At 72.2% G+C, this 17,140-nt stretch carries 15 protein-coding genes and 1 riboswitch; of the genes, 8 read left to right on the plus strand and 7 right to left on the minus strand.

Annotated features, from left to right (window positions below; genetic code table 11):
• The first annotated feature begins 31 nt into the window (after nt 1-31).
• Nucleotides 32-715: an alpha/beta fold hydrolase gene (locus tag FMEAI12_RS00720; RefSeq protein WP_112104611.1), complete on the plus strand. Its 684-nt coding sequence runs from the start codon at nt 32-34 to the stop codon at nt 713-715.
• Nucleotides 716-778: 63 nt separating this feature from the next.
• On the opposite strand, the gene FMEAI12_RS00725 is transcribed toward FMEAI12_RS00720, so the two are convergent.
• Both FMEAI12_RS00725 and FMEAI12_RS00730 read right to left on the minus strand, forming a co-directional pair.
• On the minus strand, nt 779-2,017 hold the full coding sequence (locus tag FMEAI12_RS00725) for a DUF2252 domain-containing protein (protein WP_368672039.1): 1,239 nt from the start codon (nt 2,015-2,017) through the stop codon (nt 779-781).
• A gap of 35 nt (nt 2,018-2,052) precedes the next feature.
• A complete protein-coding gene (locus tag FMEAI12_RS00730; RefSeq protein ID WP_112104613.1) occupies nt 2,053-3,132 on the minus strand; it encodes a YafY family protein in 1,080 nt (359 codons plus the stop codon).
• 129 nt (nt 3,133-3,261) lie between these two features.
• Here FMEAI12_RS00730 and FMEAI12_RS00735 point away from each other — a divergent pair, with 129 nt between their 5' ends.
• From FMEAI12_RS00735 to metH, 4 genes are all read left to right on the plus strand, one after another.
• A complete protein-coding gene (locus tag FMEAI12_RS00735; protein ID WP_112104614.1) occupies nt 3,262-3,678 on the plus strand; it encodes a VOC family protein in 417 nt (138 codons plus the stop codon).
• A 215-nt stretch (nt 3,679-3,893) separates the two neighbouring features.
• Nucleotides 3,894-5,762 (plus strand): lytic transglycosylase domain-containing protein, encoded by a 1,869-nt coding sequence (locus FMEAI12_RS39430; protein WP_304598609.1) that lies wholly within the window; start codon nt 3,894-3,896, stop codon nt 5,760-5,762.
• Between the two features lie 218 nt (nt 5,763-5,980).
• Nucleotides 5,981-6,811 (plus strand): alpha/beta fold hydrolase, encoded by an 831-nt coding sequence (locus FMEAI12_RS00745; protein ID WP_071060282.1) that lies wholly within the window; start codon nt 5,981-5,983, stop codon nt 6,809-6,811.
• Nucleotides 6,812-6,872: 61 nt separating this feature from the next.
• A riboswitch (S-adenosyl-L-homocysteine riboswitch) is annotated at nt 6,873-6,949 on the plus strand.
• 16 nt (nt 6,950-6,965) lie between these two features.
• The gene (metH, locus tag FMEAI12_RS00750; protein ID WP_112104616.1) at nt 6,966-10,739 is read left to right on the plus strand and encodes a methionine synthase; all 3,774 of its coding nucleotides are present in this window, start codon (nt 6,966-6,968) and stop codon (nt 10,737-10,739) included.
• A gap of 124 nt (nt 10,740-10,863) precedes the next feature.
• Here metH and FMEAI12_RS00755 read toward each other — a convergent pair whose 3' ends face one another.
• Together FMEAI12_RS00755 and FMEAI12_RS00760 are read right to left on the minus strand one after the other, a co-directional pair.
• Entirely contained in the window at nt 10,864-12,249 is a 1,386-nt protein-coding gene (locus tag FMEAI12_RS00755; RefSeq protein WP_112104617.1) for a permease prefix domain 1-containing protein, read from the minus strand.
• Nucleotides 12,246-12,620: a PadR family transcriptional regulator gene (locus FMEAI12_RS00760; protein ID WP_071060168.1), complete on the minus strand. Its 375-nt coding sequence runs from the start codon at nt 12,618-12,620 to the stop codon at nt 12,246-12,248. The genes FMEAI12_RS00755 and FMEAI12_RS00760 overlap by 4 nt, the downstream gene beginning before the upstream one ends.
• A gap of 251 nt (nt 12,621-12,871) precedes the next feature.
• Here FMEAI12_RS00760 and FMEAI12_RS36900 point away from each other — a divergent pair, with 251 nt between their 5' ends.
• Together FMEAI12_RS36900 and FMEAI12_RS39605 are read left to right on the plus strand one after the other, a co-directional pair.
• Entirely contained in the window at nt 12,872-13,357 is a 486-nt protein-coding gene (locus FMEAI12_RS36900; protein ID WP_200835118.1) for a hypothetical protein, read from the plus strand.
• A gap of 99 nt (nt 13,358-13,456) precedes the next feature.
• Nucleotides 13,457-13,705 carry a hypothetical protein gene (locus FMEAI12_RS39605; RefSeq protein WP_368672040.1) on the plus strand — a complete coding sequence of 83 codons (249 nt, stop codon included), beginning with the start codon at nt 13,457-13,459 and terminating at the stop codon, nt 13,703-13,705.
• On the opposite strand, the gene FMEAI12_RS00770 is transcribed toward FMEAI12_RS39605, so the two are convergent.
• Both FMEAI12_RS00770 and FMEAI12_RS00775 read right to left on the minus strand, forming a co-directional pair.
• On the minus strand, nt 13,683-14,018 hold the full coding sequence (locus FMEAI12_RS00770; protein ID WP_112104618.1) for an EthD family reductase: 336 nt from the start codon (nt 14,016-14,018) through the stop codon (nt 13,683-13,685). The two genes, FMEAI12_RS39605 and FMEAI12_RS00770, sit on opposite strands and share 23 nt — an antisense overlap.
• Before the next feature lie 56 nt (nt 14,019-14,074).
• Nucleotides 14,075-14,896, minus strand: coding sequence for an AraC family transcriptional regulator (locus FMEAI12_RS00775; RefSeq protein WP_235013553.1), 822 nt, complete (start codon nt 14,894-14,896; stop codon nt 14,075-14,077).
• 176 nt (nt 14,897-15,072) lie between these two features.
• Between FMEAI12_RS00775 and FMEAI12_RS00780 the strand changes: the two genes are divergently transcribed.
• Nucleotides 15,073-15,549, plus strand: coding sequence for a ferritin-like domain-containing protein (locus FMEAI12_RS00780; RefSeq protein WP_112104620.1), 477 nt, complete (start codon nt 15,073-15,075; stop codon nt 15,547-15,549).
• Between the two features lie 22 nt (nt 15,550-15,571).
• On the opposite strand, the gene FMEAI12_RS00785 is transcribed toward FMEAI12_RS00780, so the two are convergent.
• Entirely contained in the window at nt 15,572-17,122 is a 1,551-nt protein-coding gene (locus tag FMEAI12_RS00785; protein WP_112104621.1) for an NAD(P)/FAD-dependent oxidoreductase, read from the minus strand.
• Between the last annotated feature and the right edge of the window lie 18 nt (nt 17,123-17,140).

A 17,140-nucleotide genomic window follows, 5' to 3' on the forward strand; every position in this document is an offset into this window, starting at 1 on the left:
CCGGCCGGTGATCTGGGCTTACTGTTCGGGCATGGCTGACATCGCGCCGGTGGTTCTCGTCCACGGCCTCGCGTCGTCGAGCGAACACGGCTGGCGTGCAGCCGGCTGGATCGACCTGCTCCAGGAGACGGGCCGTGAGGTCGTCGCGGTCGACCTGCCCGGACACGGCCGCTCCCGCCGGGACACCGATCCGGCGGCCTACCCCGACGCCGCCGCCGAGATCGCCGAGGCGTTCGCCGGGCGCGGCGCCGTCGACGCCGTGGGCTTCTCCGCCGGCGCCCACCTGTTGCTCGAGTGCGCGGTGCGCGGGCTGGCGCCGTTCAACCGGCTCGCCCTGATGGGCGTCGGCCCACGGCTGCTGGAGCCCCGCCCGCAGCGGGGCCCGGTTCTCGGTGCCACACCGTCCGAGGACGACGGCACCGACATCCTGGCCCGCCTGATCCGCGGGCTCGCCCGGCGCGCCGGCAACGACATGGCGGCGGTGGACGCGTTCGCCCGCCGGCCGAGGCGGACGCTCACCACGACCGAGCTGGCCACCGTCGGCTGCGAGGTCCTGATCGTCACCGGCGAGCGGGACGAGGGGGCGGGCTCACCCGAGGAGCTGGCCGCGCTGTTCCCCAAGGCCACCGGACGGACCATCGAGGGCGCGGACCACTATTCCGTGCAGGCCAACCCGCGGGCGATGAACGCCGTGCTGGACTTCCTCGGCGTCTGACCGCCCCGGCGGGCAGGCGCGCGGCCAGGCGCCGACGGGTCGGCGCCTGGCCGGCCCGCGGTCTCAGTCGACGTCGATGATCTGCCCGTTGCGGAACATGTCGACGAACAGCGCGTGGTCGTGGTGGACCTGGGCGCCGTAGTCGTGCGCGAACTCGACCAGGGACGCCGTGAACGCCTTCTCGTCCGCCGAGATCGCCTCGTGGATCGCGTCCTCGGTGGAGAAGCTGACCAGGTCGTGCTCGCTCTCGTCGTCGGCGACGGCGTGCATCCGCGCGGTCGACCGGCCGAGGTCGGCGACCAGGGCGAACATCTGCTCCCGCTCGTTCACCTCGGACCAGTCCAGATCCTGGGCGTACGGCGACACCTCGGCGACGAGCTGGCCGACGCCGTCGACCTCGGTGTGGCCGAGCCAGGTGTCGCTGTCGGCCTGCAGCGCCCGCTGCGAGACGGCCGTCCGATGGCCCTGGTGGTGGAAGTACTCCCGGATCCGTTCGTCGGAGACGAAGCGGCTGACCGCCGGGACCTGCCCCTGCTTCATGTACAGGACGACGTCGTTGTCGAGCGCCTCGGTCTGGCCCTCGACCAGCAGGTTGTAGGACGGCAGGCCGGCGCTGCCGATGCCCACCCCGCGCCGGGCGACGACGTCCTTGACGGTCAGCGACACCGGGCGGGTGCGCCGGCCCGGCGGCACCGTCGCCAGGTAGCGGTCGAACGCCTCGAGGACCTTCGCGCGGGTCTCCTCGTCAACCGCGGTGACGCCGTCGACCCGCGCGAAGCGCCGGTCGTAGTGCTCGACCACCGTGAGGTCGTCGAGCAGGCCGACCCGGGTGGAGCGCCGTGCCTGCTGCAGGAACGCGTGCACCACGCCCGAGGTGGACGTCCGGGTCAGCAGGTCCGCCGACGACCCGCCCTCGGCGAGGTCGCGGATCTTCTCCCGGTAGGCGTCCGCGCAGGCCTCGACGAGGCCCGTGATCACGGCGTCGCTGAGCGCCTTGGCGCGGCCCAGCAGCGCGAGGCTCGCCACCAGCCGGCGCAGGTCCCAGCGGAACGGCCCGACGTAGGCCTCGTCGAAGTCGTTGACGTTGAAGACCAGCACGCCGTTGCTGCTCATGTAGGTGCCGAAGTTCTCCGCGTGCAGGTCACCGTGGATCCACACCCGGCTCGTCCGCTCGTCGAGGAACGGGTCGTCGATGTCGTGGACGTCGGCGTAGAAAAGCGCGGCCGAACCCCGGTAGAACGCGAACGGCGAGGCCGCCATCTTCCGGAACTTGCGCCGGAACGCGCCCGGCTCGGCGGCCATCAGCTCGCCGAACGCCGCCGTGAAGACGTCCCCGATCACCTGGGCGCGCTCGGATTCGGGGGCGGGCCGTAGAACGCCGTCAGGCCCGCGACCGCGTCCGCCATCGCCGCCCGCAGCTCCGGGGGATCGAGCACCTCCAGCTCAGGGCCGAGGACGAGCAGGTCGCCTCGGGCGTGCCGGACCGACTCGATCGGGAGCTCGGCGCGCACCCAGCCGTCGGCGTCGGGGTCGCCCGCGGTCTGCTCGACGGCCCGCGCCACCGCCGGGGCGAGCCGGAAGGGAACCATCCGCCGGCCCTCCGGCGACAGGCGCACCGTGGCGGTCCCCCGGTAGACGCCGGCCTCGTACCTGGCGGTCCACTGCTCCCAGTAGGCCGCCAGGTCGAACCGCTCCGGCCGTTCGAACGTCTCCGGCATCGCCTCGAGACCGAGAATCCTCGCGACCCGGTACACCCGCACGGACGCCTCGAACGCCTCCGCCGTCTCCGGTGTCTCCGGTGTCTCCGCGGGTGGAGCGTCCGCGATGTCGGCCCGGCCGTCGCCGGGGCAGGCGGCGGCTACGACATACCAGGTGCCGCTCTTGAGGACCACGCCGAGCGGCTCCAGCTCGCGGACGACCCGGCGCGGTGCGCGCCAACGCAGGTAGGTGATCCGGATGCGCCGCCGCCCCCACACCGCACCGGCGACCTCGGCGAGCAGCGGCACCGGCTCGGCGGCGCGGAACCAGCCGGGCGCGTCGAGGTGGAACAGCTCCCGCACCCGAAGTGCCCGCTCACGGGCCTCGGCCGGGAGCGCGGCGAGCAGCTTGAGCTCGGCGGCGGCGGCGACCGCGCCGAAACCGAGCTCGGCGGCGGCGTCCGGGAGCCCGGCGAACAGCAGGGAGTCGGCCTCGTCCGAGGTCAGCCCGGTCAGCCGGGTGCGGTAGCCGGCGAGCAGCTCGTAACCGCCGGTGGCCCCACGCTCCGCCAGCACCGGGACGCCGGCCTCGGCGAGCGCGTCCAGGTCCCGGTAGACCGTGCGGACCGACACCTCCAGCTCGGCGGCCATCTCACGGGCCGTCAGCCGGCCGCGGGTCTGCAGCAGCAGGAGGACGGAGAGGAGCCGGCTGGCACGCACGACCGAATTCTCCCCCGTCTCCCTCTGTCATCTCCCGGCGATACCTGACAGGAGAAGTCAGTTATCGACGCCAGGATGGGTGTTGACAGCGCACCGACGCGTGGAACCAACGAGCGAAGGAGTTCGACCATGGCAACCACGGAGATCGCCCAGCCCAGCCAGGCCGTGCCCGTGACCTGGGCAGGGCTGATGCTCGACTGCCCGAACGCGAAGGATCTGGCGGCCTTCTACGGCGAGCTGACGGGCTGGGGCGTCGGCGGCGCGGACGAGGAGGGCGCCTGGGCGTTCCTGAGCCCGCCGGGCACCGAAATCATGATCGGCTTCCAGCGCGTCGAGAGCTACCAGCCGCCGAGCTGGCCCGACCAGTCCGCGCCCCAGCAGGTCCACCTCGACTTCCGCGTGGCGGATCTGGAGGCCTCGATCAGCCTCGCGGAGAAGCTTGGGGCGACGCAGGCCGAATTCCAGCCGGGGGGCGAGCGCTGGCGGGTGCTGCTCGACCCGGCCGGCCACCCGTTCTGCCTCTGCCCGCCGGCGCAGGAGGGCTGAGCGCGGCGTCCGCAGAGCGGCGGATCGCGTTCATGTCACCTGTTCTTCGCCCGATGGTCGCGCTGGGCAGCCACAATTGTACGGATGTGGTACTTCCCGGCGGATCCTGACCCTCGCCCGATCCGATGACACCGGCGGATGGCGACACGCCGGGCGGCCGCCACCGGCGGCCCCGGCAGCAGCCCCGTAACGGCCGCGTCCGGACGGCGTTGCCAGTGGTCGCCACGGCGGGGCTGCTGCTGCTCTGCTCCGGCGCGGCGGCCCGGCCGGAGTCGGAGCCGTTGCCATCCGATCAGGCCGGCCGGTGGAACCTGGCGGATTCCAAGCCGCCGGGCACGGCGCCGACCGACGTGGCGAGCCTCACCGAGATCCCCGCGGGCCTCGACCCACTCGGAGAGGACTCTGGTGCGGCCGGCGATGGCGGTACCGACGCGACGACCGCCCCGGGGGACGAGACCGGCGGGGACGGGAGCGCCGGCCGCGGGAGCGGGAGCGACGACGGCTCGGGGCCGGCGGGCACTGTCATCACGGGTGGGCGGGGCGTCCCCGACCGCGTCCTCGACGCCTACCGCCAGGCCGCCGGGCGCGTCGAACGGGAGCTGCCCGGCTGCCACCTCCCGTGGGAACTCCTCGCCGCCATCGGGAAGATCGAGTCCGGCCACGCGGCGGGCCGGCCGATGGCCGACGACGGCACGGTGACCCGGCCGATCCTCGGTCCCGTCCTCGACGGCCGGGATGGGCGCGCGCTGATCCGCGACTCGGACGACGGCGTGTTCGACGGCGACACCACGCTGGACCGCGCGGTCGGCCCGATGCAGTTCATCCCGACCACCTGGCGGACGTCGGGCCGGGACGGGTCGGGCGACGGCCGCCGCGATCCGCAGAACATCCACGACGCGACGCTCGCCGCGGGCGGCTACCTCTGCGCCCACGGGCGGGACGTGAGCCGGCCGGACCAGCTGCGCGCGGCGATCTTCTCCTACAACCCGTCGACGTCCTATGTGAACGCCGTGCTGACCTGGATGACCGCCTATCGGGAGAAGGGCGCGACCGCGCTGCCCGGCGAGCCGGCGCAGGCCGGTGACCCGGAGCCGGCTGTCCCGGAGCTGACCGCCCCGGAGCCGGCTGGCGGCCCCCTGGTCCCAGCCGGGCCCACGACGCCGGCTGAGCCCACCGCGCCAGCTGAGCCCACCGCGCCGGCCGAACCGGGCACGCCGGCCCCCAGTGAGCCCCCGGCCGGGCCGGGGCCGTCGCTGCCTGCCGGCGGGGACGGAGGGCCCCGCGTCGAGGTCGTCCCGGAGGAGCACCGGCCGGGTGACGGGGGCGGGGTCGGCGAGGAGCCGGTGTCCGCGGCACTGCGCGACCTTGGTATCGCGGTCACCGATCTCGCCGTCACACCGGTCGAGCTCGACGGCACCGCCGCCGGCTTCGAGGCGCTGGACCTGACCTCGGCGCGCCGCCCGGCTCCGGCCGGACCACTGCGGGTGGTGGCCACCGCCGCGACGGAGGCCGGGCGCCCGATCGCGAGAAGCGAGATCACGATTCCCGCCGAGCCGGACCGGCCCGCGCAGGCAGCGCCCGGGGGCACGGGAGCGGCGTCCGGGGCCGCTGGAACGACGCCCGGGGAGGAGAAGCCGACCCTGCTCGCGCGGCTCGCCGGCGGGGACCTCGCCGCGGCGGGCCTGCCCGCGGGAAGGTTCGTCCTCACCCTCGAGGCGCATGCCGAGTCCGGGCGCGTGTACACGGTGCGGCTGCTGGTCAGCCAGGTGAACGTGAAAGCCTTCGTCGCCCGCCCGGCGGCCACCGGCACTCCGCCCACCGGGCACGCGCCGTCCCCGAAGCCGCCGGCGTCCGCACCCGGGCCGTCTACCGGATCGCCCGCCGGCACACCGAGAACTCCCGTCCGGGCCGCCACTCCACCGGCCGCCTCGCCGCCAGCCACGTCGACACCGGCCACCTCAAAGCCGGCCATGTCTCCACCGGCCACCTCGCAGCCGGCCACCTCGGCGCCAGCCGCGGTGGGGTCCGGCCCCGCGACGCCCACGGCGACTCGGACGGGTGACCCGGCGTCCGCGGCGCCGTAGGGCGCGTGTGCGGCGCGGCGCCACCGGGATGAGCACCGTGGAATGAGCATCGCCGGGATGGCGGCCGCGGCGGGCCCGCTCGTCGAGGCGGCCGTGCGCGGGGCGTGGGCCGGGGACGTCCACGATGGTGGATGTCGGAACGTGGGTGTCGGAACGGGTCGGGAAAGCGGGTGTCGGTGAGGGCACGGACGAACGGGCGGGCGCCGGAGGTGCGGGCGGTGGGCGCCCGAGGTGCCGTGAACGAGGTGCTCGTCGTAGGCGACGGGGAGCCGGTGGTGCTGGTCGCGCACGCGTGGGGGGCGTCGGCGCGGGTCATGCTGCCGACGGTGGCCGGTGTCCCCGGGACGCTGGTCGCGGTGAACTTCCGCGGCTACGGGGGCTCGTCGCCCCGGCCGAACGGCTGGACGTACGCCGACCTCGCCGAGGAGCTGGCCGGCGTCGCCCGCGCGGTGGGGGCCAGCGCGGCGGTCGGGCAGAGCATGGGCGCGGGCGCGCTGCTCGCCCTGGCCGACGGCGAACCGGACCTGTTCACGGCGATGGCGCTGCTGCTGCCCCCGGCCGTCGACGAGCCGATCCCGGCCGAGATCCACGAGATGTTCCGGCGCGTCCACGTCGCCAGGCTGGCCGGTGACCCGGCGGAGCTGCGGGCCGAGATCGCGCGGTGCATGTCCCCGGAGCTTCGGGACGCCCGCGGCGGCGCCGTCTACCTGCGCGCGTACGCGCTCATGCTGATGGCCTGCTCGGCGCCCACCGAGCGGCCGGGGAACGCGCCCGTCCCGGACCGCGCCCGGCTGGCGCGGGTGCGCGCGCGGACGCTGGTCGTCGGCCAGGAGGGCGACCTCATCCACCGCACGGAGACGGCGCTGGCCCTCGCCGCGGCTCTTCCCGCCGCCCGGTCACATGTGTTCCCGGCGACAGCACCGATGTGGAGCGAACGGCTCGCGCTGCGCACGCTGCTGACCGACCACCTGGCCCCGGCTGACACCCCGGCGCTGGCGGGTCATCGGGCGGTGACCGACCCGCCGGGTACGGCCGATCCGCTGAGCTGACCGTTCACCCGGCCGGTCGAGCCCCGCCCCGCGGCGCGCGGACGGCACGGTATCGTCGATGCCGGTCGAGGGGCGCTGCAACGGACCGAGGTCCGCCACGCTCGATCGGAACCTCATCCGCAAGGGCGCCTCCCACAACCGGGAGGTGTGCGCGATGGCAGGATCCGGATCGCTCGACGAGGTGTCGGTCCCCGCCGGCGCTGTCGGAGGCGAGCAAGCCGAGGCCGGCGCCGGCGCACGGCCCGAAGGCGGCGGTGCCGTCCGGCCGGCGGCCACCGGCAGCGAACAGGCGCTGCGGGAGCTGCTGGAGCAGCGGGTCGTCGTCCTCGACGGGGCCTGGGGCACGATGCTGCAGAACGCCGGCCTCACCCCCGCCGACTACCGCACGGAGCGGTTCGCCGACCACCCGAAGGACGTCAGCGGCGACCCGGACCTGCTGAACCTGACCCGGCCGGATGTCATTCTCGACGTGCACCGGCAGTACCTGGCGGCCGGCGCGGACATCACGACCACGAACACGTTCACCGCGACGAGCATCGCCCAGGCCGACTATGGCCTGCAGTCGCTCGTGCGGGAGATGAACGTGCGGGGCGCGCAGCTGGCCCGCCAGGCCGCCGACGAGGCGGGCGGGCGGCGGTTCGTCGCCGGGTCGATCGGGCCGCTGAACGTCGCGCTCTCGCTGTCGCCGCGGGTCGAGGACCCGGCCTACCGGGCGGCAACCTTCGACGAGGTCCGGGACTCCTACGCCGAGCAGATCGAGGCTCTCGCCGAGGGCGGGGTCGACCTGCTCCTCATCGAGACGATCTTCGACACGCTCAACGCGAAGGCCGCGATCGCCGCCGCCCGCGATGTCGCGCCCCAGCTGCCGCTGTGGATCTCGGTGACGATCGTCGACCTGAGCGGGCGGACGCTGTCGGGGCAGACCGTCGAGGCGTTCTGGAGCTCCATCGCGCACGCGAACCCGCTGGTCGTCGGGGTGAACTGCTCGCTGGGCGCCGACGAGATGCGCCCGCACGTCGCCGACCTCGCCCGCCTCGCCGGGACGTACACGGCCTGCCATCCCAACGCCGGCCTGCCGAACGCGTTCGGCGGCTACGACCAGTCCCCGGAGGAGGCCGGCCGGCTGATCGGCGAGTTCGCCGAGGCGGGCATGGTCAACATCGTCGGCGGCTGCTGCGGGACGACCCCGGCGCACATCGCGCGGATCGCCGCCGCGGTCGCCGGCGCGGCACCGCGCCCGGTTCCGGCGCTGCCGCCGCGCACCCGGTTCAGCGGGCTGGAGCCGTTCGAGATCGGCCCGGACACCGGGTTCGTCATGATCGGCGAGCGCACCAACGTCACCGGGTCGGCGCGGTTCCGCCGGCTGATCGAGGGCAACGACTTCCAGGGCGCCATCGACGTCGCCCTGGAGCAGGTGCGCGGCGGCGCGAACCTGCTCGACGTCAACATGGACGCCGACCTGCTCGACAGCGAGCGGGCGATGACGACCTTCCTGAACCTGCTGGCCACCGAGCCGGAGGCGGCCCGACTGCCCATCATGATCGACAGCTCGCGCTGGAGTGTGCTGGAGGCGGGGCTGCGCTGCGTGCAGGGCAAGGGCGTGGTCAACTCGATCAGCCTCAAGGAGGGTGAGGAGCCCTTCCTCGAGCAGGCCCGGCGCATCCGCGACTTCGGTGCCGGCGTCGTCGTGATGGCCTTCGACGAGCAGGGCCAGGCCGAGACCGCCGAGCGCAAGGTGGCCATCTGCGGCCGCGCCTACGACCTGCTCACCCAGCGGGTCGGGTTCCCGGCCGAGGACATCGTCTTCGACCCGAACGTGCTCGCCGTCGCCACCGGCATCGCCGAGCACAACGGCTACGCGAAGGCATTCCTCGACGCGCTGCCGCTGATCAAGCAGCGCTGTCCCGGGGTGCACATCAGCGGCGGCATCTCGAACCTGTCGTTCTCCTTCCGCGGCAACGACGTCGTCCGCGAGGCGATGCACTCGGCGTTCCTCTTCTACGCCGTGCAGGCCGGGCTCGACATGGGCATCGTGAACGCCGGCCAGCTCGCGGTCTACCAGGACATCCCCGCGGACCTGCTCGAGCTCGTCGAGGACGTGCTCTTCGACCGGCGCGACGACGCCACCGACCGGCTCGTCTCGTTCGCCGAGACGGTGACCGGCAGCGGCACGAAGCGCGTCGTGGACCTGTCCTGGCGCGAGGGGCCGGTGGAGCAGCGGCTCTCCCACGCGCTCGTGCACGGCATCGTCGACTTCATCGAGGCCGACACGGAGGAGGCCCGCGCCGGCGCGGCCCGCGCCCTCGACGTGATCGAGGGCCCGCTGATGGACGGCATGAAGATCGTCGGGGACCTGTTCGGCTCCGGGAAGATGTTCCTGCCGCAGGTCGTGAAGAGCGCCCGGGTGATGAAGCGCTCCGTCGCCTACCTGGAGCCGTTCATGGAGGCCGAGAAGCAGCAGGCGCTGCTGGACGGCACCGCCAACACCGACCGCAGCGGTAACGGCAAGGTGGTGATGGCGACGGTCAAGGGCGACGTCCACGACATCGGCAAGAACATCGTCGGCGTGGTCCTGGGCTGCAACAACTACGAGGTGATCGACCTGGGGGTGATGGTCCCCGCGAAGGTCATCCTCGACACGGCGGTGGCCGAGAGCGCCGACGCGATCGGCCTGTCCGGCCTGATCACCCCGTCACTGGACGAAATGGTCTCGGTGGCCACCGAGATGCAGCGCCGCGGGCTGAAGCTGCCGCTGCTGATCGGCGGCGCGACCACCTCACGCCAGCACACCGCCGTGCGCATCGCCCCCGCCTACGACGCCACCACCGTCCACGTGCTGGATGCCTCCCGTGTCGTCGGTGTGGTCTCCGACCTGCTGGACACCGACCGGGCCGCCGACCTCGCCGTCCGCAACCGGGACGAGCAGCAGCACCTGCGCGAGCAGCACGAGAAGCGCCAGCAGCAGCCGCTGCTCACCCTCGCCCAGGCGCGGGCGAACCGCGAGCAGGTCGCCTTCGACGAGCTGCCCGTGCCGGCGTTCACCGGCGTCCGCGTCGTCACGCCGGAGCTCACCGCGCTGCGCGAGATGATCGACTGGCAGTTCTTCTTCCTCGCCTGGGAGCTGAAGGGCAAGTACCCGGCGATCCTCGACCAGCCGGTCGCCCGCGAGCTGTTCGACGAGGGCAACACGCTGCTCGACCAGATCATCGCGGACGGCTCCCTGCGGGCCGAGGGCGTCTACGGCTTCTGGCCGGCCAACTCGGACGGCGACGACATCCTGATCGATCTCGGTGGTGGCGCTGACGCTGGCCCCGGTGCCGACGCGGCGGGCCGGCTGCGGGTGCCGATGCTGCGCCAACAGACCGCCAAGCCCGCGGGACGCCCGAACCGCAGCCTCGCCGACTACGTGGCCCCGGCCGGCGACCACCTCGGCGGGTTCGCGGTGGCCATCCACGGCGCGGACACGCTGGCGGCCGGTTTCGAGGCCCGCCAGGACGACTACCGGTCGATCATGGTCAAGGCCCTCGCCGACCGGCTGGCTGAGGCGTTCGCCGAGTACGTCCACCTCGAGGCGCGCCGCGCCTGGTTCGAGCCGGGGTCCGAACCGGCGCTGGCGGACCTGCACGCCGAGCGGTTCCGCGGCATCCGCCCCGCCTTCGGCTACCCGGCGAGCCCCGACCACAGCGAGAAGCAGGCCCTGTTCGACCTGCTGGACGCCGGCCAGGTCGGCCTGGGCCTGACCGAGTCCTTCGCGATGACCCCGGCCGCGGCCGTCAGCGGGCTGATCTTCGCCAGCCCGGCGTCGCGGTACTTCACCGTCGGGCGCATCGGCCGCGACCAGGTTGAGGACTACGCCACGCGACGTGGCCTGACGGTCGGCGACGTCGAGCGCTGGCTGCGCCCGAACCTCGCCTACGACCCCGAGTAGGGATCTCGTCCCGCGCGGCCGGCCAGAACCCGGCCGCGCGGGGCGCACCCCGTCTCTCTCCCCGCCTTACCTCGTCCTGCCTTCCCTTGTTCCGCCTTCGACGGCGGGCCCGGCGATGCCTCGGTCAGGCATAGCCGAACAACGGAGGAAAGGCGAGGACCACGATCCAGGCCCAGACGGCGTACACCGGCAGGTAGGAGGTCTGCCAGCGTTCGAGCGCCGCGAATGGCGTGTGCCGGCGGACCAGCCTCAGCAGGAGCCACGCCGACCAGGCGAGGTTCGCCAGCAGGATGACGTTCTCCCCGAGTGCCGCGGCCTTGTTGGGCGTGGTGCCGTACTCGGTGATGCGCCCGGTGATTGCCAGTAGGACCAGCACGTCGATGGCCAGCGCGCTTACCACCAGGGCGAGCTGCATTTTGTCGAACAGGTCGGGCGGGGCCAGCGGATCGCGGGCTGACATCGAGTAGAGCAGCAGCCCCAGGACGACGACCAGCAGCAGGTCGAACAGGATCAGCGCGTCACGCTCGACGTCAATGCCGGTGCTGGTCCAGCAGACGGCGACGAGGAAGGCCAGCAGGACTACCGTGAACAGCGGTGTGAACAGCCTGGTGAGCACCGGGGCGATGTTCTCGACCACGCTCTGCTTCGCCTCGACGAGCCACCCGGCCACGATGACCCCGGCTGCCGCTCCACAGGGAAGGAGCCACTGCGAGATGAAGTCGTCCGAGACGATTCCGATGGCTTCGAAGGTGCCGGCCGTGAACACGGTGAGCACACCGCCGCCGAGGGCGATGAGGACGAAGTAGACGAACCATTCGCCGGTGAAGCGGATGAAGTCCATACGTCTACGGGACGAGCGCCAGTCGTCCGCGGCGTAGGCCAGGCCCACCACGAGCCACAGTGCGATCGGGAGGTGGATGCTGGTGAGGGCCAGTGACTGCGAGTTGTCGGCGACGGGATAGACGTTGGCCGCCACCGCGCCGAGCGCGAACAGCGCCCCCATGATCCCGATCAGCGGGCGTCGGGCCTGGCGGCGCCAGGCGAGGAAGCCGGCCAGCCAGGGCAGCACGAACAGGCCGAGGTTCGGCCCGTAGAACGAGGCCGAGCCGTCATCGGTCATCCGTATACCGAACAGCTCCGGCGCCTTGACGGACGCCGCCGCACCCGCGGCACAGAGCACCATCACCCGCAGGTCCCGCCGCGACCGCGTGTCCGCGTCCGGGCCGCCGGTCAGGACCAGCTGCTTCCACAGCCGTTCCGAATGCTCCCGGGCGAACTCGCGGGACAGCTCGTCGAGGCTGCCCATCCGCTTGACCGCGACCAGGAACGCCTCGTCGGCGCTCAGGCCGGCCATGACGAGCTCGTCGACGGAACCGCGGAGATGGTCCTCGAGCTCGTCCGCGTCGGAGGACTGTAGCTCCCGGCGGCGCTGCGCGTAGTGCCGCCACTGCGCGAACTGCGCCTCCAGCGCCTGCGTCTCCACTGCCTCCTGGCCTTCCTGTGCTGTCATGCGTGGCCCTCCACTGGGATCACCGGCAGCGCGGCGCGGTCACCGAGGCCGGTCCAGATCTCCTTGAGCGCGTCGACGACGGTGTCCCACTGGCGGCGCTGCTCGGCCAGTTCAGCCAGGCCCCGGTCGGTGATGCGGTAGTACTTGCGCCGACGTTCGCCGGTGGCCGACCGCCAGCTGGACTCCACGTGCCCGAGGCGCTCGAGCCGGTGCAGCAACGGGTAGAGCAGGCCCTCGGTCCAGTCCAGCTCGCCACCGGACAGCTCGTTGATCCGCTTGAGGATCGCGTAGCCGTAGCTCTCCTCCTCCGCCAGGATGCCGAGCACGATCGGGGTCGCCGAGGCGGCCACCAGATCCTTGGCGACCTTCACGCTGCTTCCCCCCTCGGTAACCTAGAAGCTCGATGCATAGTACTGCCAGGTAATCATGGAGCACCACCGGGCCCGACGGCTGCGCTACGACCTGCGGTTCGAGATGGCCGGGGTCCTGGCGAGCTGAGCGGTCCCCCGCGGCCCGACCCTCGACCCCGCCGTGCGCCGGATGGCCGTCCACGTCGAGGACCATCCGATCGAGTACCTCGACTTCGAGGTGTCATCCCGAAGGGGCGGTACGGCGGGGGGACGTGATCGTCTGGGATCTCGGCACCTGGGCGCCGCACGGCACCACCGACCCGGTCGCGGCGGTCGCCGCCGGCGAGCTGCATGCCGACGTCTTCGGGCACAAGCTGCGCGGCCGCCTGGTGCTGGTCCGCGGCGACGGTGAGCAGTGGCTCCTGCTGCACACACGGGACGCCCACGCGGTGGCCGGCTGGGACCCGGAGGAGCATCCACGCCCGGCGCTCAGCGGCCGGACCAACGAGGAGGTCCGAGCCGATCCCGACCGGATGTGGCGCTCGGACCTGCCACCGGCGCTCGCGTCCGTGCCGGCTCGCGCGCCGTCACCCGGCGACACCGCGCGCGGCGCGATCGGGCCGCCCGGCACTCTCGAGGCGCTCGACGCGCTGGGCGCGGGCGGGGTGTGGGAGGTGTTGGCCAGCGGGTCCGGCTCACCAACCTCGACAAGACGCTGTTTCCGGGCCGGCCGGGCGAGCACGGCGAACCGGCGGTGACCAAGCGGGATCTGGCGCGCTACGCCGCGCTGGGAGAAACCGGATGCCATCCCCGGCCGGACCAGCACCCACCTGGTGGTCGACACCCCGGCCACGCTGGTGTGGGCGGCGAACTTCGGCGCCCTCGAATGGCACGCGTGGACGTCCACGGTCACCGAGCCGCGCCAGCCTTCCTACGCGCTCATCGACCTGGACCCAGGGACGGAGACAAGCTGGGCGGACGTCCTGGCGAGCACCTCGGGGTGCGGGCCAGTCCAAGGTCACCATCCGCTCGGTGCTGGCCCGGCTGGCAGACGCAGGGCCGACAGAGGCAGGGCTGACGGGGTCAGCTACTCACAATTTCGCTGATCTGCATGACGGGGGTGATCGTCGTGTAGTTCGACAGGTCGGCGCTGATGGCTGTGCTGTCGGCGCTCATCGCCGCCTGGAGCACCTCCGCCGACTCGAAGAGGAAGTGCGACGCCGCCACGTACGGCCCGCGGATGCCCTGGTCGACCTCGACCTCGGTGAGCCCCCACATCCGGCAGGCCATCGGGATGTGCTTGTTCACGTAGTAGTCGAGGTCGAACGTCGCGCCTTCGGTCCTCGGGTAGAACACGCTCAGCCGGATCACGGCCTCGACCTCCTCGTTCGCCGCGCCTGCCGGATGAGACGCGTTCATCCCAGCTTCTCCCAGAACACACCGCCCACGCACCCGTTGGCCGGAAACAGCGACGCTTACGTACTCGTCAGATGGCTGGGGTCGTCCAGGGCGGCGGTCGTGAGCCATCGGTCGCGGTAGGCGGACGGACTCTCTCCCGTCCACGCCCGGAAGGCACGTGCGAGCGCGCTCGCGCTACCGAAGCCCACCTCGGTGGCGATCTCGCCGACCGAGGTCGTCGGCGTGCTCAGCAGTGCCATGGCCCGGATCAGCCGGACCTGCCGCAGGTACTCCCGCCACGACTGCCCGAGGACGGCCGCGAACCGCCGGCGCAGCACCCGCTCCGAGATGCCGACGGCCCGGCACACCCGGGCTGCTGTGGCATCGGCCAGGTGGTCCGTGGTGTAGGCCATCACGTCCCGGACGACGGGATCGTCCGCGGTGGGCAGCGACAGGGGTGCCTCGTGCGCGAGCTGGCCGCGGACCACCGCGGCCAGCGCCCTGAAGAAGGTGTCGGCCTCGGCGTCGTCCTCGCCCCGGCCGATCGGCCATCGGGTCGCGTACCGCATCATCTCCCGCAGCACCGGCGGCACGGGAATGACGGCGGCCCGCGAATACGGGAAGTCGAAGACCGCGGGGTCGAAGAACACCGCGATCGTGGTCACGTTCCTGAGCAGGGGCGAGTGCTCCACCCCGGCCGGCACCCACGCGGCGTAGGACGGCGGCATCAGATAGTGGGTCGTCGGTGTGCGGATCTCCGCGAGACCGGAGACGGCGTACTCGACCTCGTGCAGGTCGTGCCGGTGCCAGTAGGAGATCAACTCGTCCGCCCGGTGCTCCACCGTGCCCGCGCCGACCGTCACGCACCGGCGCATGGGGAGAAATGGCACTGCCGTCACGCTGGAATCGTAGGCGACCAGCCGGTCCGGGCGGGGCCGCCGCGTACGCGGGCAGGCCGGTCCGAACTGGGCCGCCGCGGTACGTGGGAAGGCCGCTGCGGTCGCGCGCCGATGCCCGCGGCGTCCCTACAGTCAGGCCGGTCCGATGGCCACTGTTGCCGAGGAGGCGACGAAGAATGGACGAGCGGGACTTCGGTGCGGCCGCGCAGGCGCTCGCGAAACTGGACCACCTGGGTGTGCCCGAACTCGAGATCCTCTACAAGCTGGAAAGGACGTCGGGGCAGCTCTATTTCCATCTGGCGGACAACATCGGCAACGAGGAGGCCGCCGAGCTGCTTCGCCGCAACGGCCGCGAGGAACTGGGCCACGCCAACCGAATGGGACAGGCCATCGGCATCAAACTCGGACGCGCCTACGAGGCCTCGGCGGACCTGAAGGCGGGATATCCCGTCGCCGCGCCCACCGCCGTCGACGCGGCCCTGCTGAACGCCATCGTGCGCGGCGAACGTGCCGGCGACGCCGACTACCAGCGGTGGGCGGCGTCCGAGGCGGACGAGAAGGTCGCCCGCCTGCTCCGGATCAGCGGCACCGAGGAGTCCGCGCACGCCGACCGGGTGGCCCGCGCGATCACTCTGCTGGATTCGGCCGGCTGACGGCCGACGATCCGCAGGTGTTTCAACCGCGGCCGACGGAGCGGGGGGCTGAGGCCGGGCCGGCCACCGGACGGGGAATCACCGGCGCGTCCCGGCCGGTCCCCCCACCGCCGGCCCTGCCACGCTCACTCACCTTCTCCTCGTGGTATTCCTCCTCGACGTTCACCGTCCAGATGTCGTGCCCGGCGTCGTCGAGGATGTTCTCCACCGTGAGCATGGCGGTCAGCATCGAGTGATCGGCGTTGTTGTAGCGGTGCATGCCGTTCCGGCCGACCGGATGCACATTGGGAACATGTAGCGCCAGCCATTCCCGCATCACCTCCACGTTCCGCCGGTAGAACTGGTCGTAGGTCGGATACGCCTTGGGGACGCGGACGACGTAGCCCTTCTCGACCGCGCCGGGGCGGACCAGCCCGAGGGCCTCGAGCTCGGCGGTGCCCAGAGCGACCAGCTCGTCGTCCGGACGAACCCACATGTCGTCGCCCTCGAAGACGAAGAACTCGAGCCCGAGGCAGGTCCGGCCCTCCTTGACCAGGTACGGGGACCACGACCCGTAGTTCTGGATGCGCCCCACCCGCACCCCGGGGTCGTGGATGTAGATCCAGTTGTCCGGGAAGCTGAACTCCTCCGGCACGATGAGCGCGACGGTCAGGTAGTCGCGGTAGCGCAGATCGTTGGCCGCGTCGAGAACATGCGCGGGTGGCGGCGGATCCATGCTGGTGAGCAATGTCGACATCGGCATCGACGAGATGACGTGATCGGCCGGCACCCGCGAGCACTCACCGGACCGCGTCCGCACGGTGACCGCGACGGCCCGGCCGTCCTCATGGTGGATCCTGGTCGCGGACGTGTTCATCACGACCCGTCCACCGAGCTTCTCGACCTTGGCCACGGCCGCCTCCCACATCATTCCCGGCCCGTACTTGGGGTAGCGGAACTCCTCGATGAGGCTGGTTATCTTCTTCTGGTTGCGCTTCGGCAGCACCGCGTTCACGATGGCGGCGGGAAGCGACAGGCCTTTTACCCGCTGGGCCGCCCAGTCAGCCGGCATCTGGCTGACCGGTATTCCCCACACCTTCTCGGTGTAGGTCTTGAAGAAGGTCCGGTAGAGGCGCCATCCGAACCGCGCCACCAGCCATGCCTCGTAGTTCGTCGCCTGCCCCTTCGGCGGTCGGACGCACGCCCACAGGTACGACGCGATGGCGAGCGATGCCTCGGCCAGACCGAGGTTGACGAGCGCGTTGAGCGCCTTCAGCGGGTAGTCATAAAGCTTCCCGTTGTAGTAGATCCTGCTCATCCGGGGGCGTAGCAGAAAGTCCTCCTCGGGCAGGATCTCCCGCCAGAGTGCGTCCACCTGCGAGACCTTCGTGAAGAAGCGATGGCCTCCGATGTCGAAACGCCAGCCGTCACGCACGACGGTGCGGCTGATGCCGCCGACCACGTCGTCGGCCTCGTAGCAGGAGACCGGCGCCCCCCTGGTCACGAGCTGGTAGGCGGCGGTCAGTCCCGCCGGCCCGGCCCCGATCACGACGGTGTGCGGGTGGTCGCTGGGCGGGGTGTCGGGGTTGGGCACTCATCTCTCCTTGATCGG

It is taken from the genome of Parafrankia sp. Ea1.12 (assembly GCF_900465275.1).
In the GTDB taxonomy this organism is placed as follows: domain Bacteria; phylum Actinomycetota; class Actinomycetes; order Frankiales; family Frankiaceae; genus Parafrankia; species Parafrankia soli.

Bases quoted from the DNA above. Each gene is read 5' to 3' on its own strand.
- metH (WP_112104616.1), top strand. From the start codon at position 6,966: ATGGCAGGATCCGGATCGCTCGACGAGGTGTCGGTCCCCGCCGGCGCT.
- FMEAI12_RS00735 (WP_112104614.1), top strand. From the start codon at position 3,262: ATGGCAACCACGGAGATCGCCCAGCCCAGCCAGGCCGTGCCCGTGACC.
- FMEAI12_RS00755 (WP_112104617.1), bottom strand. From the start codon at position 12,249: ATGACAGCACAGGAAGGCCAGGAGGCAGTGGAGACGCAGGCGCTGGAG.
- FMEAI12_RS00780 (WP_112104620.1), top strand. From the start codon at position 15,073: ATGGACGAGCGGGACTTCGGTGCGGCCGCGCAGGCGCTCGCGAAACTG.
- FMEAI12_RS00725 (WP_368672039.1), bottom strand. From the start codon at position 2,017: ATGGCCGCCGAGCCGGGCGCGTTCCGGCGCAAGTTCCGGAAGATGGCG.
- FMEAI12_RS00720 (WP_112104611.1), top strand. From the start codon at position 32: ATGGCTGACATCGCGCCGGTGGTTCTCGTCCACGGCCTCGCGTCGTCG.
- FMEAI12_RS00770 (WP_112104618.1), bottom strand. From the start codon at position 14,018: ATGAACGCGTCTCATCCGGCAGGCGCGGCGAACGAGGAGGTCGAGGCC.